General features: G+C 72.1%; 12 protein-coding genes. 6 read left to right on the top strand and 6 right to left on the bottom strand.

Translation table 11 applies throughout. The features are described 5' to 3' along the window. Positions 1 to 35: 35 nt before the first annotated feature. From IE180_RS29725 to IE180_RS29705, 5 genes are all read left to right on the top strand, one after another. Positions 36 to 725 carry a histidine phosphatase family protein gene (locus tag IE180_RS29725; protein ID WP_190160049.1) on the top strand — a complete coding sequence of 230 codons (690 nt, stop codon included), beginning with the start codon at positions 36 to 38 and terminating at the stop codon, positions 723 to 725. A 67-nt stretch (positions 726 to 792) separates the two neighbouring features. Next, positions 793 to 1383, top strand: coding sequence for a DUF3090 domain-containing protein (locus tag IE180_RS29720; RefSeq protein WP_190160048.1), 591 nt, complete (start codon positions 793 to 795; stop codon positions 1381 to 1383). Beyond that, complete coding sequence (locus tag IE180_RS29715) at positions 1347 to 2183, top strand: SCO1664 family protein (protein WP_190160184.1); 837 nt, start codon at positions 1347 to 1349, stop codon at positions 2181 to 2183. Before IE180_RS29720 ends, IE180_RS29715 begins: the two co-directional genes overlap by 37 nt. Positions 2184 to 2341: 158 nt before the next feature. Further along, positions 2342 to 3571 carry a cysteine--1-D-myo-inosityl 2-amino-2-deoxy-alpha-D-glucopyranoside ligase gene (gene mshC / locus IE180_RS29710; protein WP_190160047.1) on the top strand — a complete coding sequence of 410 codons (1230 nt, stop codon included), beginning with the start codon at positions 2342 to 2344 and terminating at the stop codon, positions 3569 to 3571. A gap of 116 nt (positions 3572 to 3687) precedes the next feature. Further along, complete coding sequence (locus IE180_RS29705) at positions 3688 to 6744, top strand: NPCBM/NEW2 domain-containing protein (protein ID WP_190160046.1); 3057 nt, start codon at positions 3688 to 3690, stop codon at positions 6742 to 6744. A 60-nt stretch (positions 6745 to 6804) separates the two neighbouring features. Here IE180_RS29705 and IE180_RS29700 read toward each other — a convergent pair whose 3' ends face one another. From IE180_RS29700 to IE180_RS29675, 6 genes are all read right to left on the bottom strand, one after another. Beyond that, complete coding sequence (locus tag IE180_RS29700) at positions 6805 to 7929, bottom strand: PAC2 family protein (RefSeq protein WP_190160045.1); 1125 nt, start codon at positions 7927 to 7929, stop codon at positions 6805 to 6807. A gap of 154 nt (positions 7930 to 8083) precedes the next feature. Continuing rightward, positions 8084 to 9157: an LLM class flavin-dependent oxidoreductase gene (locus IE180_RS29695; protein ID WP_190160044.1), complete on the bottom strand. Its 1074-nt coding sequence runs from the start codon at positions 9155 to 9157 to the stop codon at positions 8084 to 8086. Positions 9158 to 9257: 100 nt separating this feature from the next. Further along, positions 9258 to 10862, bottom strand: coding sequence for a glycerol-3-phosphate dehydrogenase/oxidase (locus IE180_RS29690; protein ID WP_190160043.1), 1605 nt, complete (start codon positions 10860 to 10862; stop codon positions 9258 to 9260). 6 nt (positions 10863 to 10868) lie between these two features. Beyond that, positions 10869 to 12395 (bottom strand): glycerol kinase GlpK, encoded by a 1527-nt coding sequence (glpK, locus tag IE180_RS29685; protein ID WP_190160042.1) that lies wholly within the window; start codon positions 12393 to 12395, stop codon positions 10869 to 10871. A gap of 35 nt (positions 12396 to 12430) precedes the next feature. Continuing rightward, positions 12431 to 13189 (bottom strand): MIP/aquaporin family protein, encoded by a 759-nt coding sequence (locus IE180_RS29680; RefSeq protein ID WP_190160041.1) that lies wholly within the window; start codon positions 13187 to 13189, stop codon positions 12431 to 12433. A 277-nt stretch (positions 13190 to 13466) separates the two neighbouring features. Then, positions 13467 to 14231, bottom strand: coding sequence for an IclR family transcriptional regulator (locus tag IE180_RS29675; RefSeq protein WP_190160040.1), 765 nt, complete (start codon positions 14229 to 14231; stop codon positions 13467 to 13469). A gap of 244 nt (positions 14232 to 14475) precedes the next feature. On the opposite strand from IE180_RS29675, the gene IE180_RS29670 reads away from it, so the two are divergent. Continuing rightward, a partial coding sequence (locus IE180_RS29670) for a homocysteine S-methyltransferase family protein (protein ID WP_190160039.1) occupies positions 14476 to 15647 on the top strand: 1172 nt, incomplete at its 3' end.

Here is a 15647-nt window from a genome sequence, read left to right as displayed (position 1 = left end):
CCCGCCCCGCCCCCGCACCCCCTAGGCTGGCCCGCATGGCCACGCTGATCCTCGTCCGGCACGGACGCTCCACCGCCAACACCTCCGGGGTCCTCGCCGGGCGCACGCCCGGGATCGCGCTCGACGAGCGCGGGGCCGTCCAGGCCGCCGCCCTCCCCGGCCGCCTCGCGGACGTCCCGCTCGCCGCGGCCGTCACCAGCCCCCTCCAGCGCTGCCGGGAGACCCTGCGGCCGCTCCTCGACGCCCGCCCCGGCCTCCCGCTCCACGTCGAGGACCGGATCAGCGAGTGCGACTACGGCGACTGGTCCGGCCGCAAGCTTGCGGAGCTCAACGACGAGCCCCTGATGGAGGTCGTCCAGGGGCACGCCTCCGCCGCCGCCTTCCCCGGAGGCGAGTCCATGCGAGCCATGCAGGACCGCGCCGTCGCGGCCGTACGGGACTGGAACGCCCGTGTCGAGGCCGAGCACGGCGAGGACGCCACGTACCTCATGTGCTCCCACGGGGACATCGTGAAGGCGATCGTCGCCGACGCCCTCGGGCTCCACCTCGACCTCTTCCAGCGCGTCCACGTCGACCCCTGCTCGGTCACCGCGATCCGCTACACGCGCCTGCGTCCCTTCCTCCTCCGCCTCGGCGACACGGGGGACTTCGCCGGTCTCGCCCCCCGGGAGCACCCCGGCGGCGGCGGGACGGCGGAGGTCGGTGGCGGTGCGGGCGCACCGTGATCCCCTTGCGCAGTAGGGTGGACGCGCCGCTGTAGTACGACTGTCGAGACTCAAGGGAGCCGGGAACGTGTCCCGTCAGGTGTTCCTCTACGACCCGCCGGAGCGTTTCGTGGCCGGCACGGTCGGGCTGCCTGGCCGCCGGACCTTCTTCCTCCAGGCGTCCGCCGGAGGCCGGGTCACCAGCGTCGCCCTGGAGAAGACCCAGGTCGCGGCCCTCGCCGAACGCATCGACGAACTCCTCGACGAGGTCGTCCGCCGCACCGGCGGCAACGCGCCCGTGCCCGCCGTGGCCCCCGCGGAGATCGCGGACACGGCCCCCCTCGACGCGCCCGTCGAGGAGGAGTTCCGGGTCGGCACCATGGCCCTCGCCTGGGACGGCGAGGAGCAGCGCATGATCGTCGAGGCCCAGGCGCTCGTCGAACTCGACGTGGATTCCGAGGAGGACCTCGCCGAGGCCGAGGAGCGGCTGCTCCAGGACGAGGAGAACGGCCCGCCCATGCTCCGGGTCCGCCTCAGCGGGGCCCAGGCCCGGGCCTTCGCCAAGCGGGCCCTGGACGTCGTCAACGCCGGCCGGCCGCCGTGCCCGCTGTGCAGCCTGCCGCTCGACCCGGAGGGGCACGTCTGCCCGCGCCAGAACGGATACCGTCGCGGAGCATGAGCAGTCCCGAGAGCCCGCGCGACACGGAGCTGCTCGCGCGGGGTGAGCTGACCGTGCGCGGCCGGGTCCGAGAGGCGTCCAACGCCGTGCTGTACTGCTCCGTCGTCCACGAGGGCCGGGAAGCCGCCTGCGTCTACAAGCCGGTCGCGGGGGAGCGGCCCCTGTGGGACTTCCCCGACGGCACCCTGGCCCAGCGCGAGGTCGCCGCGTACGAGATCTCCGAGGCCACCGGCTGGGGCCTGGTCCCGCCGACCGTGCTCCGCGACGGTCCGTACGGGGAGGGCATGGTCCAGCTGTGGATCGAGGCCGACCCCGACGCGCGGCTGCTCGCGCTCACCGAGGACGAGGAGGCGGGCGAGGGCTGGAAGGCCGTGGGGCCCGCGCAGATCGACGAGGACCGCACCGCGCTCCTCGTCCACGCGGACACCCCCGAGCTGCGCCGGCTCGCCGTCCTGGACGCCGTCATCAACAACGGCGACCGCAAGGGCGGACACCTGCTGCCGGTGCCCGGCGGGCGGCTGTACGGCATCGACCACGGGGTCACCTTCCACGTCGAGGACAAGCTGCGCACCCTGCTGTGGGGCTGGGCGGGCGAGGAGCTGCCCGCCGAGGCGGCCGGCGTGCTCGACTCGCTCGGCCGGTCCCTGGCCCCGGGTGCGCCGCTCGCCACCCGACTGGCGGAACTCCTGACCGGTGCCGAGGTCGCGGCCGTGCGCGCCCGCGTGGAGGCGCTGCGGGCCACGGGGCGGCATCCGGAGCCCTCGGGGCAGTGGCCGGCGATTCCCTGGCCGCCCGTCTGAGCTCCCGGTCCTCGACCGACTGTTTTCGGTCACGCTCATCGAGGGCTCCCCACCCCTGGGGGGTATGCACGCACGCCTCCGACCCGCAAGAGCGCCTAATCGGTCAAGATCCCGGATCCGGTTCGTATCCGGAACACCTGTCCGGTTACGCTCGGGTCATGCATGCCTGGCCCGCTTCTGAGGTCCCCGCCCTTCCCGGCAAGGGCCGCGACCTCCGGATCCACGACACCGCGACCGGCGGACGAGTGACCCTCGCCCCCGGCCCCGTCGCCCGCATCTACGTCTGCGGCATCACGCCGTACGACGCGACCCACATGGGTCACGCGGCGACCTACAACGCGTTCGACCTCGTTCAGCGCGTGTGGCTCGACACCAAGCGGCAGGTGCACTACGTCCAGAACGTGACGGACGTGGACGACCCGCTCCTGGAGCGTGCGATCCGCGACGGCATCGACTGGGTCGGCCTCGCCGAGCGCGAGACCGCCCTCTTCCGCGAGGACATGACCGCCCTGCGGATGCTGCCCCCGCAGCACTACATCGGCGCGGTCGAGGCCATACCCGGCATCGTCCCGCTCGTCGAGCGCCTCCGGGACTCAGGCGCCGCCTACGAGCTCGACGGCGACATCTACTTCTCCGTCGAGGCCGACCCGCACTTCGGCCAGGTCTCGCACTACGACACCGAGCTGATGCGCCACCTCTCCGCCGAGCGCGGCGGCGACCCGGACCGCCCGGGCAAGAAGAACCCGCTCGACCCGATGCTGTGGATGGCCGCCCGCGAGGGCGAGCCGAGCTGGGACGGCGGCAGCCTCGGCCCCGGCCGCCCCGGCTGGCACATCGAGTGCGTCGCCATCGCCCTCGACCACCTCGGCATGGGCTTCGACGTGCAGGGCGGCGGCTCCGACCTGATCTTCCCGCACCACGAGATGGGCGCCTCCCACGCCCAGGCCCTCACGGGCGATTTCCCCATGGCCAAGGCGTACGTCCACGCCGGCATGGTCGCCCTGCACGGCGAGAAGATGTCGAAGTCCAAGGGCAACCTGGTCTTCGTCTCCCAGCTCCGCCGCGACGGCGTCGACCCGGCCGCCATCCGGCTCGCGCTCCTCTCGCACCGCTACCGCGACGACTGGGAGTGGACCGACCAGGTCCTGGAGACGGCCGTGGAGCGGCTCGGCCGCTGGCGCGCCGCCGTCTCGCGCCCCGACGGCCCGTCCGCCGACGCGCTCGTCGAGGAGCTCCGCGAGGCCCTCTCCGACGACCTGGACACGCCCACCGCGCTCGCCGCGGTCGACCGCTGGACCGAACTCCAGGCGGCCGAGGGCGGCACGGACGAATCCGCCCCCGGCCTCGTCTCGCGCGCCGTCGACGCACTGCTCGGTGTGGCCCTGTAACGAGCAGGACCGCGCAACTCCCTTTCGGGCAACCGCCCCCGGACTTCTCGTCGAAGTCCGGGGGCGGTTCCGTTTTGTCCTGGCGGAGTTGCGCGTTCCTGCGCTAAACAAGCGCCATGCAATCATCATCACGCATGAAAGTTGCACTCGCCGGAGCCGTCCTCGGGCTCCTCGCGGCCTTCGCGGGACCCGGCTCCACCGCCTCGGCCGACCCGGCCGACACCACCGTCGGCGAGGTCACCGGCTTCGCCGCCGACGGAGCCGTCTACCGGCTGACCGCGGGCCGCACGGAGGCCCGCGTCTCCTTCGTCACCGCCGACACCTTCCGCATCGAACTCGCCCCCGACGGGAAGTTCACCGACCCCACCGGCACCGACATCACGCTGCCCCAGGGCCCGCCCCCGGCCACCCGCTGGCGCGACCTCGGCGACCGGTACGAACTCGCCACCGCCAAGGTGATCCTGCGCGCCACCAAGTCACCGCTGCGCTTCTCGGCCGTGCGTGCCGACGGCACCCCGCTCTGGACCGAGACCCAGGGCCTCACCTGGAACCAGGACCGCACCGTCCAGACCCTCGCCCGCGGCGCCGACGAGCAGTTCTACGGCGCCGGCATGCAGAACGGCCGCGGCAACACCTCCCACCGCGGCAAGACCGTCGAGGTCGGCGTCGACTACAACTGGAACGACGGCGGCCACCCCAACTCCGTCCCCTTCTACCTCTCCTCCGCCGGCTACGGCGTCTACCGCAACACCTACGCGCCCAACACGTACGCCTTCACCGAGCCCGTCACCACCAGCGCGAAGGAACGGCGCTTCGACGCCTACTACTTCGCGGGCGACGGGAAGGACGCCCTCAAGGACGTCATCGGCCAGTACACCCGGCTCACCGGCAAGCCCTTCATGCCCCCGGTGTACGGCCTGGAGATCGGCGACTCCGACTGCTACCTGCACAACGCCAACCGGGGCGAGCGCCACACGCTCGACGCCCTGGAGGTCGCCGACGGCTACGTCCGGCACGACATGCCCAACGGCTGGATGCTCGTCAACGACGGCTACGGCTGCGGCTACGAGAACCTCGCCGAGACGAACACGGGCCTCGCCGAGCGGAAGATGAAGCTCGGCCTGTGGACCGAGGACGGCATCGACAAGCTCGCCGACCAGGTGAAGGCCGGTCAGCGGGTCGCCAAGCTCGACGTCGCCTGGGTCGGCGACGGCTACAAGTTCGCCCTCGACGGCTGCAAGGACGCCCACGCCGGCATCGAGGCCAACAGCGACGCCCGCGGCTTCACCTGGGCCCCGGAGAGCTGGTCCGGCGCCCAGCGCTGCGGCGTCCAGTGGTCCGGCGACCAGTCCGGCAGCTGGGAGTACATCCGCTGGCAGATACCCACCTACGCGGGCGCGTCCATGTCCGGGCTCGCCTACACCACGGGTGACGTCGACGGCATCTTCGGCGGCAGTGCCAAGACGTACACCCGCGACCTCCAGTGGAAGACGTTCCTGCCCGTCACCATGACCATGGACGGCTGGGCCGCCAACGACAAGCAGCCCTTCCGGTACGGCGAGCCGTACACCACGATCAACCGCGCCTCGCTCAAGCTCCACGAGGCCCTCCTGCCGTACGTCTACAGCCACGCGTACCGCGCCACGAAGACCGGCGTCGGGCTCGCCCGGCCGCTCGCCCTCGAATACCCGGACGACCCGAAGGCCGCGACCGAGGCCGCGAAGTACGAGTTCCTCAGCGGCGAGGACTTCCTCGTCGCCCCCGTCTACCAGGACGCCGTGGAGCGCGACGGCATCCACCTGCCCGAGGGCACCTGGATCGACTACTGGAACGGACGCGTCCACGAGGGTCCGCTCACCCTCGACGACTACAGCGCCCCGCTCGACACCCTGCCCCTCTTCGTACGGGCCGGGGCGGCCGTCCCCATGTGGCCCGGCTCCCTCCGCTCGTACCAGGACCGCGCCCCCGGCGACCCGCTCGCCTGGGACGTCTACCCGCAGGGCGCCTCCTCCTTCGAGCTGTACGAGGACGACGGCGTCACCCGCGAGCACCGCGCCGGGAAGTACGCCATCCAGCGCGCCGAGGTCCGCGCCCCCGAGTCCGGCCCCGGTGACGTCACCGTCCGGATCGGCGCGAGCAACGGCACGTACACCGGCAAGCCCGGCGCCCGGCCGTACGCCTTCACCGTCCACACCGGCGACGCCCCCGGCACCGTGAAGCTCGACGGGCGCCCGCTGCCCGCCCTCACCTCCCGCGCCGCCTTCGACGCGGCCGGCCAGGGCTGGTGGTACGACCGCGACGAGCGCGGGGGAGTGGTCCGGATCAAGACCACCGCCCTGTCCACCGACCGCGCCTTCGAACTGCGCCTGACCGACACCAGCGCCGTCGGCGGGGCCGTCCCCGGCGCCCCCGCCGTCCTCGCCGCCCCCACCGGGCAGGAACTCGGCGCGGGCACGCCCGGCACCGTCGCCGTGGACGTCACCGCGGGCACCCGGGACGCCACCGACGTACGGGTCTCCCTGGACGCCCCGGCCGGCTGGCAGGTCACCCCGGCCGCGCCGATCGCCCGTGTCCCGGCCGGCACCACCCGCAGGGTCGAGGTCGCCGTCACCCCGGCGGCCGACGCGAAGCCCGGCGAGGCCACCCTCACGGCGACCGCCCGCCACCGCGCCGCGGGCACCGACCGCACGGCCGTCCAGCGGTTCGCGATCGGAGTGATGCCCCCGGCACCGACGGCCGACGCCTGGGCGAGCGACCTCGCCTGGCTGCGCGCGACCAACGGCTGGGGACCGCCCGAGCGCGACCGCTCCAACGGCGAGTCCGGCGCCGCCGACGGCCACGCCCTCACCCTGGCCGGACGGACCTACGAGAAGGGCATCGGCGCCCACGCCGACTCCGACATCGAGGTCTACCTCGGCGGCCGCTGCACCACCTTCACCGCCGACGTCGGCATCGACGACGAGATCGACGGCTACGGGGACGTGGCCTTCTCCGTCGAGGCCGACGGCCGGGTCCTGTGGACCTCGCCCCGGCTGACCGGGGCCTCCGCGACCCTGCCCGTGAACGTCGACGTGACCGGAGCCCGGCACGTGCGGCTGAAGATCACGGACACCAACGGGTCGAAGAGCGGCGACCACGGCGACTGGGCGGCGGCCAGGTTCGGCTGCGCCTGACGCACGAACGGGAGGGACGCCCTCGGGCACCCCTCCCGTTCCGCACGCACTTCCGCTCCGCTACTTCCCGGCCCCGCCGTCCGTGTCGGGCGACGCGCCGCCGGGCGGCCCCTCGGGACCCTCGGAGCCGTCGCGTCCGTCGGCCGGACCTTCCGGTCCGTCGGCGGAGGCCCCACCGGTCGCCTCGGCGGGCCCGCCGTCGGGGCCCCCGGCCGGTTCCTCGGCGGAGTCCGCCCCCGGCACCGACTCCGGACCCGGCTGCTCCGGCTTCGGCGGGCGCGTCCGACCGCTCCCGGAGTCCCGCAGGAAGTCGCCGCCCTCCGTCGCCACCCCCGGGCCCGTGCCCGGCTCGCGCCGCCGCAGATACCGCTCGAACTCGCGGGCGATCGCCTCGCCCGAGGCCTCCGGCAGCTCCGCCGTGTCCCGCGCCTCCTCCAGGGTCTGCACGTACTCGGCGACCTCGCTGTCCTCGGCGGCCAGCTGGTCCACGCCCAGCTGCCAGGCCCGCGCGTCCTCCGGCAGCTCGCCCAGCGGGATCCGCAGCCCGATCAGGTCCTCCAGGCGGTTGAGGAGCGCCAGGGTCGCCTTGGGGTTCGGCGGCTGCGACACGTAGTGCGGCACCGCCGCCCACAGGCTCACCGCCGGCACGCCCGCGTGCGTGCAGGCCTCCTGGAGGATGCCCACGATGCCCGTCGGGCCCTCGTACCGGGTCTCCTCCAGGTCCATCGTCCGTGCCAGGTCCGGATCGGAGGTCACTCCGCTGACCGGGACCGGCCGGGTGTGGGGGGTGTCCCCGAGCAGCGCGCCCAGGATCACCACCATCTCCACGCCCAGCTCGTGCGCGAAGGCGAGCAGCTCGTTGCAGAAGGAGCGCCAGCGCATCGAGGGTTCGATCCCGCGCACGAGCACCAGGTCGCGGGGTTTGTCGCCGCCGACCCGGACCACGGAGAGCCGGGTCGTCGGCCAGGTGATCTTCCGGACGCCGTTGTCCAGGAAGACGGTGGGGCGGTTGACCTGGAAGTCGTAGTAGTCCTCGGCGTCGAGCGCCGCGAACACCTCGCCCTTCCATTCCCGGTCCAGGTGGGCGACCGCGGTGGAGGCGGCGTCGCCGGCGTCGTTCCAGCCCTCGAACGCTGCCACCATGACCGGGTCGATCAGCTCGGGTACCCCCTCGAGCTCGATCACCCAGCGCCTCCTTATTCGAAGTTCCTGTCGTACGGCCCCACCTTACGGCTTTCCGGTGGTCCGCCCGCAGTCCCCGGACATCCCCGAAAACCCGTGCGGCCTTGATCGACTACCCAGGAACTCGCCTCCGCACACGGCGCCCCCGCACCTCCCCTCACTCCTCCCCCCGTTCCTCCCAGAGGGTGCTCGGCGCCTCCCTCCGCACGACGGGCGCGACCTCCTCGGCGAAGCGCTGGAGCGTCTCGGTCTGCTCGGCCGTCGACTGGCCGAAGGTGTCGACGGTGACGGACTGCAGGTCGTGCCCGTAGTGCTCGTGGTAGCCGAGGATCTTGTCGATGATCTGCTGCGGCGAGCCGATCAGCTGCGGGCCGTCGGCGATCGCGTCCTCGATCGTGCGGAAGGGGGTGTTGTACCCGGCCCTGCCCTCCAGGTGCGGCTTGAAGCTCTGCCGCACCTTCGCCTCGTACAGCTCCTTGTACCGGCTCACCGCCCGTCCGGGGGTGTCGGCGATGAGCAGCCCGCCGGAACCGGCCGCCACGCGCGCGTGGGCCGGATCGTGCCCGTACTCCTCGAACTTCTCGCGGTAGTGGGCGATGAGCCGTGCGTACGCCTCGCGCGGCTGGATCGCGTTGGCGGTGAAGAGCGGATCGCCGTGCTTCGCCGCCAGTTCGGGGGAGCGGAGACTGGTGGCCGAGCCGTGCCAGATCCGGGGCGGGCCGGCGTACGGCCTCGGGACCGTGGTCACGTTCTTCAGCGGCGGCCGGAACTCGCCCTCCCAGTCGACGCCCTCCTCCGTCCAGAGCCGGCGCAGCAGTTCGTACTTCTCCTTCTGGAGGTCCCACTGCCGCTCCTCGTCGAGGCCGAAGAGGTCGAAGTGGCCGGCCTCCGCGCCCTTGCCGACGACGAGTTCGAGCCGGCCGCGGGAGAGCTGGTCGAGCGTCGCGTAGTCCTCGGCGACCCGGACGGGGTCCAGGATCGCGACCACGGTGACACCGGTGAGCAGCCGGATCCGGCTGGTGCGGGCGGCCAGGGCGGAGAGCAGTACGGTCGGGGACGAGGAGAGGAACGCGCCCGCGTGCCGCTCGCCGACCGCGTACGCGTCGAAGCCGAGCCGTTCGGCGGTCTCGCCGAGCGTGACGACCTGCTCCAACCGGTCGGCGGCGGACAGCAGTTCGCCGGTGAGCGGGTGCGGGGAGTGGTGGACGATCGAGAGCACCTGAAACTTCATGCCCCCACTGTGCGCGCCGAGTGTTGCGGCCGTGTGGACGGCGCGTGGCACGCCCCAGGGGCGGTTCCTCGACGAGGAACCGCCCCTGGGAGCAGGGAGGTCACTTCCGCAGCATCGACTCGACCTCGGCGCGGATCTCGTCCGTCGCGAGACCGCGGATGGTCAGCGTCGTCCGGCGGCGCAGCACGTCGTCCGCCGTCTCGGCCCACTCGTGGTCGCGGGCGTAGGCGACCTGTGCCCAGATCTCCGGCGCGTCCGGGTGGATCCGGCGGGCCAGCTCGGGGTTCTCGTTCGCCATCCGGGCGATGTCGAAGGAGAGCGAGCCGTAGTGCGTGGCCAGGTGCTTGGCGGTGTCGGCGGCCATCCGGGGGCCGGGCGCCGGGCCGTCGACCAGCAGCCGGTGGGCGACCGCGTTCGGGTTGGCTATGCCGGGCAGCGGCAGCCGCTTCGGCAGCGTGGACACCGGCTCGTAGTCCTCGCCGAGCGGGTGGCCCGGCAGGGACTCCAGCTTCTTCATCACCGTGCGGCCGATGTGGCGGAAGGTCGTCCACTTGCCGCCGGCCACCGACAGCATGCCGCCGCGTCCCTCGGTGACGACCGTCTCGCGCTTGGCCTTGGAGGTGTCGCCGGGACCGCCCGGGAGCACCCGCAGACCGGCGAAGGAGTACGTGATCAGGTCGCGGGAGAGCTGCTGGTCGCGGATGGAGAAGGCGGCCTCGTCCAGGATCTGGGCGGTGTCCTTCTCGGTGACCTCGACCTGGCCGGGGTCGCCCTCGTACTCCTCGTCGGTGGTGCCGAGGAGCAGCATGTCCTCCCAGGGGAGGGCGAAGGTGATGCGGTACTTGTCGATCGGGGTGGCCAGCGCGGCCTTCCACGGCGAGGTCCGCTTGAGGACCAGGTGCGCGCCCTTGGAGAGGCGGATGGAGGGGGCCGCGTTCGGGTCCTCCATCCTGCGCAGGTGGTCGACCCACGGGCCGGTCGCGTTCAGCACGAGCCGGGCGTCCACGCCGAACTCGTCGCCGGTGGTGCGGTCCTTCAGCTCCGCGCCGGTGACCCGGCCGCGGGTGAAGCGGAGGCCGGTGACCTCGGCGTGGTTGAGGACGGTGGCGCCGGCGGCGACGGCGGCGCGGACGGTCATCAGCGCCATCCGGGCGTCGTTCATCTGGTCGTCGCCGTAGACGGCGACGGCCTTCAGGTTGTCGGTGCGCAGCTCCGGCACGTCCTGGGCGGCCTTGGCGGGGGAGAGCAGGTGCCCGACCCCGTCGCCGAAGGCCGAGAGGGCGCTGTAGGCGAAGACGCCGGCGCCGAGCTTGGCCGCGCCGTGCGGGCCGCCCTTGTAGACGGGCAGGTAGAAGGTGAGCGGGTTGGCGAGGTGCGGTGCCACCTGACGGGAGACCGCGCGCCGCTCGAAGTGGTTCTCCGCGACCAGCTTCACCGCTCCGGTCTGCAGGTAGCGCAGGCCGCCGTGGAGCAGCTTGGAGGAGGCGGAGGAGGTGGCGCCGGCGAAGTCGCCGGCGTCCACCAGGGCCACCCGCAGGCCCGACTGCGCGGCGTGCCAGGCGGTGGAGATGCCCAGGATGCCGCCCCCGATCACCAGGAGGTCGTACGTCGCCTTGGAAAGCTGTTCCCGGGTCTCGGCGCGGCTCGGCAGGGAACCGGCAGCCGGGTGCGTCCCCAGGGCAGGGACGCTCTGCAGGGTGGTCATCTCGTATTACTCCTCGTCCTCGATCCAGCCCATGGTCCGCTCGACGGCCTTGAGCCAGCTCTTGTACTCGCTGTCACGCTTGTCGGCGTCCATGCGAGGGGTCCATTCCGCCGCCCGGCGCCAGTTGGCGCGCAGCGCGTCGGTGTCCGGCCAGAAGCCGACGGCGAGACCGGCGGCGTAGGCGGCGCCGAGGCAGGTGGTCTCGGCGACCATCGGACGCACGACGGGGGCGTCCAGGAAGTCCGAGAGGGTCTGCATCAGCAGGTTGTTGGAGGTCATGCCGCCGTCGACCTTGAGAGCGGTCAGCTCGACGCCGGAGTCCTTCGTCATGGCGTCGGTGATCTCGCGGGTCTGCCAGGCGGTGGCCTCCAGGACGGCGCGGGCGATGTGCGCCTTGGTGACGTACCGGGTGAGGCCGGCGATGACACCGCGCGCGTCGGAGCGCCAGTAGGGGGCGAACAGGCCGGAGAAGGCCGGCACGAAGTAGGCGCCGCCGTTGTCCTCGACCGAGGACGCGAGGGTCTCGATCTCGGCGGCGGACTTGATCAGGCCCATCTGGTCGCGCATCCACTGGACGAGCGAGCCGGTGACGGCGATCGAGCCCTCCAGGGCGTAGACCGGCTTCGCGTCGCCGATCCGGTAGCCGACCGTGGTCAGCAGGCCGCTGTAGGAGTTGATGATCTTGTCGCCGGTGTTCATCAGCATGAAGGTGCCGGTGCCGTACGTGGACTTGGCCTCGCCCTCGGCGAAACACGTCTGGCCGAACAGGGCGGCCTGCTGGTCGCCGAGCGCGGAGGCGACCGGGACGCCGTCGAGGACGCCGCCCTTGACCGTGCCGTACACCTCGGCGGAGGAGCGGATCTCCGGCAGCACGGCGGCCGGGATGTCCATGGACTGCAGGATCTTCTCGTCCCAGCCCATGGTGTGGAGGTTCATCAGCATGGTGCGGGAGGCGTTGGTGACGTCGGTGACGTGGTGGCCGCCGTCGACGCCGCCCGTGAGGTTCCAGATGACCCAGGAGTCCATGGTGCCGAAGAGGATGTCGCCGCGCTCGGCGCGCTCGCGCAGGCCCTCGACGTTGTCGAGCAGCCAGCGGACCTTCGGGCCGGAGAAGTAGCTCGCGAGGGGGAGGCCGGTCTCGCGGCGGAAGCGGTCCTGGCCGACGTTGCGGCCGAGCTCCTTGCAGAGGGCGTCGGTGCGGGTGTCCTGCCAGACGAGGGCGTTGTGGACGGGCTCGCCGGTGTTCTTGTCCCAGAGCAGCGTGGTCTCGCGCTGGTTGGTGATGCCGATGGCCTTGACGTCGGCGGCGGTGATGTCCGCCTTCTCCAGGGCCCCGGCGACGACCTCCTGGACGTTGGTCCAGATCTCGGCGGCGTCGTGCTCGACCCAGCCGGGCTTCGGGAAGATCTGCTCGTGCTCCTTCTGGTCGACCGAGACGATCCGGCCGTCCTTGTCGAAGACGATGCAGCGCGAGGAGGTGGTGCCCTGGTCGATGGCCGCGATGAACGGGCCGGAGGTGTGTGCGTCGGTCACGGTGTGCTCCAAGGGGGGTCTGGAAGAAGGACGGCTCAGGCGAACGCGATGGTGTAGATACCCGCGGCGATGGCGCCACCGATCAGCGGACCGGCGACCGGGATCCAGGCGTAGCTCCAGTCGGAGCCGCCCTTGTTCGGCAGCGGGAGCAGGGCGTGCACGATGCGCGGGCCGAGGTCACGGGCCGGGTTGATGGCGTAGCCGGTCGGGCCGCCGAGCGAGAGGCCGATGGAGACCACGACGAACGCGGTGATCAGGGCGCCGATGACGCCGAGGCCCTTGCCGCTGTCGTTGAGGCCCTGGGTGAGCACGGCCAGGACCAGCACGACGGTGCCGATGATCTCGGTGGCCAGGTTCTGCCAGGTGTTGCGGATCTCAGGACCCGTGGAGAAGACGCCGAGCACCGGGCCGGGGCCCTCGATCGGCTCCTCGCCGAGGGTCTCCGGGTCCGTGAGGTGCGCCCGGAACTGGCCGTAGTAGGCCACCCAGACCAGCGTCGCGCCGATCATCGCGCCGAGCATCTGGCCCGCGAGGTAGACGGGGACGTTGCTCCAGTCCCCGTCCTTGATCGCGATTCCGACCGTGACGGCGGGGTTCAGATGGGCCCCCGAGAGGGAAGCGGTCATGTAGACCGCCGTCATGACGGCGAAGCCCCACCCGAAGGTGATCGCGAGCCAGCCCGCGCCACGGGCCTTGGAGCTCTTGAGCGTGACGGCGGCGCACACACCGCCGCCGAGCAGAATGAGTACGGCGGTACCGATGGTCTCGCCGAGGAAGATGTCGGAGCTGGACACCCGCGACTCCTTTGTCCTTCGTCCAGGGGAAGGCGAACCCCGGGTCCCTCCGGTGGTCCGCGCCCTCGTGTGAGGGCGTTGCCGGCCCTTGGCACTGTCACACCTTAGCGCCTATTGCCGTTAGGTGTTCGACAATGCCGACCGATGAACGGAAGTTTTGCCCCCGGGTTAACAGCGCGTCAAGGGTCTGGGAAGTGAAAAACCCGCCGATAACGCGATCGTTACCGGCGGGTTCGGTTCTGTACGAGGGGCGGTCGTGAGCCGCCTCCGAGGAGGGTCAGAAGCGGTTGGCCCCCAGGTCGCGGGAGACCGCGCGGGCGCAGTCCCGCACCGCCGCCACCAGCTCGGGGCGCAGCTCCCCGTCCGGGCAGACCCGCTCCACGGCCCCGGTGACCGCCACCGCGCCCACCGGCATCCGCCGCCGGTCGTGGATCGGCGCCGCCACCGAGGCCACGCCCTCCCAGGTCTCCTCCACGTCCGCCGCCCAGCCCCGGGCCCGCGTCATGTCGAGCAGCGACTCGAAGTCCCCGAGCTCCGTGGTCGTCCGGGGCGTGAACGCCTCCCGCTCGACCTCCAGCACCTCGCTGTGCGCCACCGGGTCGTACGCCGACAGGACCTTGCCGAGCGCCGTGGAGTGCAGCGGCTGCATGGCCCCCACCTCCAGGACCTGGCGGCTGTCGTCCGGCCGGAAGACGTGGTGCACGATCAGCACGCCCCGCTGGTGCAGCACCCCCAGGTGCACGCTCTCGCCGCTGGACCGCGCCAGGTCGTCCGTCCAGACCAGCGCGCGCGCCCGCAGCTCGTGCACGTCCAGGTAGCTGTTGCCGAGCCGCAGCAGCTCCGCGCCCAGCTGGTAGCGGCCCGAGGCCGCGTCCTGCTCCACGAAGCCCTCCGCCTGGAGGGTGCGCAGGATGCCGTGGGCCGTCCCCTTGGCGAGTCCGAGCGACGACGCGATGTCGGACAGGCCGAGCCGGCGCTCGCCGCCCGCGAGCAGTCGCAACATGGCCGCCGCCCGTTCAAGCGACTGGATGTTCTTCGCCATCGCCCGGCCCCTCACCCTTCTCCTGCTGTTCGACAATGCTGAACACTATCGGTCGATGCCGACCTTGCGTCACACCACACAGTGTCGGCCAAGGAGGGGCAGGACCGGGAGTCCCCGCACACAGGATGCCGTCCGGCCCGTGGGACGCCGTGTCCACCCCGGCGCCCGCGCGGTTACGCTGGCCCCGTGCACCCTCCCCCGAGGGCGCAAAGCCGACAGCCGTCGCATCCCAGGGAGCTCATCCATGGCCTCGTTGCCGACCCCTTCCGCTGACAGCCGGAACCGCGCCGCCGCCCTCCGCGAGGCACTCGCCAGCCGAGTCGTCGTCGCCGACGGAGCCATGGGCACCATGCTCCAGGCCCAGGACCCCACCCTCGAGGACTTCCAGAACCTCGAAGGATGCAACGAGATCCTGAACGTCACGCGGCCCGACATCGTCCGCTCGGTCCACGAGGCGTACTTCGAGGTCGGCGTCGACTGCGTCGAGACCAACACGTTCGGCTCCAACCACTCGGCCGCCGGCGAGTACGAGATCGCGGACCGGATCTTCGAGCTCTCCGAGGCGGGCGCCCGGATCGCCCGCGAGGTCGCCGACGAGTTCGCCGCCGAGGACGGCCGCCAGCGCTGGGTGCTCGGCTCGATCGGACCCGGCACCAAGCTGCCGTCCCTCGGCCACATCGCGTACGACGTGCTGCGCGACGGCTACCAGCAGAACGCCGAGGGCCTGCTGGCCGGCGGCGCCGACGCCCTGATCGTGGAGACGACCCAGGACCTGCTGCAGACCAAGTCCAGCCTCATCGGCGCGCGCCGCGCGATGGACGCCCTGGGCGTGGACGTGCCCCTGATCTGTTCGCTCGCCTTCGAGACCACGGGCGTCATGCTCCTCGGCTCCGAGATCGGTGCCGCGCTCACCGCCCTGGAGCCCCTCGGCCTCGACCTCATCGGCCTGAACTGCTCGACCGGCCCCGCCGAGATGAGCGAGCACCTGCGCTACCTCGCCCGCCACTCGCGCACGCCCCTGATGTGCATGCCGAACGCCGGCCTGCCCGTGCTCACCAAGGACGGCGCGTACTTCCCGCTCACGGCCTCCGAGATGGCCAACGCGCAGGAGAACTTCGTCCGCGACTACGGCCTGTCCCTGGTCGGCGGCTGCTGCGGCTCCACCCCCGAGCACCTGCGCCAGGTCGTCGAGCGGGTCCAGGGCCTCACCCCGCCCGAGCGCTCCCCCCGCCCCGAGCCGGGCGCCGCCTCCCTCTATCAGACGGTGCCGTTCCGGCAGGACACCTCGTACCTGGCGATCGGCGAGCGGACCAACGCCAACGGGTCGAAGAAGTTCCGGGAGGCCATGCTGGAGGGCCGCTGGGACGACTGCGTGGAGATGGCGCGGGACCAGATCCGCGAGGGCGCGCACATGCT

Origin of the sequence: Streptomyces litmocidini (assembly GCF_014649755.1) — a bacterium.
GTDB classification, from domain to species: Bacteria; Actinomycetota; Actinomycetes; order Streptomycetales; family Streptomycetaceae; genus Streptomyces; species Streptomyces litmocidini.
The sequence above is the reverse complement of the archived record's forward strand: the minus strand, read 5'-3'. Positions and strand labels throughout refer to the sequence as shown.

Excerpts from the sequence above, each read along its gene's own strand:
- IE180_RS29705 (WP_190160046.1), top strand. The coding sequence starts at position 3,688 with ATGCAATCATCATCACGCATGAAAGTTGCACTCGCCGGAGCCGTCCTC.
- IE180_RS29725 (WP_190160049.1), top strand. The coding sequence starts at position 36 with ATGGCCACGCTGATCCTCGTCCGGCACGGACGCTCCACCGCCAACACC.
- mshC (WP_190160047.1), top strand. The coding sequence starts at position 2,342 with ATGCATGCCTGGCCCGCTTCTGAGGTCCCCGCCCTTCCCGGCAAGGGC.
- IE180_RS29690 (WP_190160043.1), bottom strand. The coding sequence starts at position 10,862 with ATGACCACCCTGCAGAGCGTCCCTGCCCTGGGGACGCACCCGGCTGCC.
- IE180_RS29695 (WP_190160044.1), bottom strand. The coding sequence starts at position 9,157 with ATGAAGTTTCAGGTGCTCTCGATCGTCCACCACTCCCCGCACCCGCTC.
- IE180_RS29675 (WP_190160040.1), bottom strand. The coding sequence starts at position 14,231 with ATGGCGAAGAACATCCAGTCGCTTGAACGGGCGGCGGCCATGTTGCGA.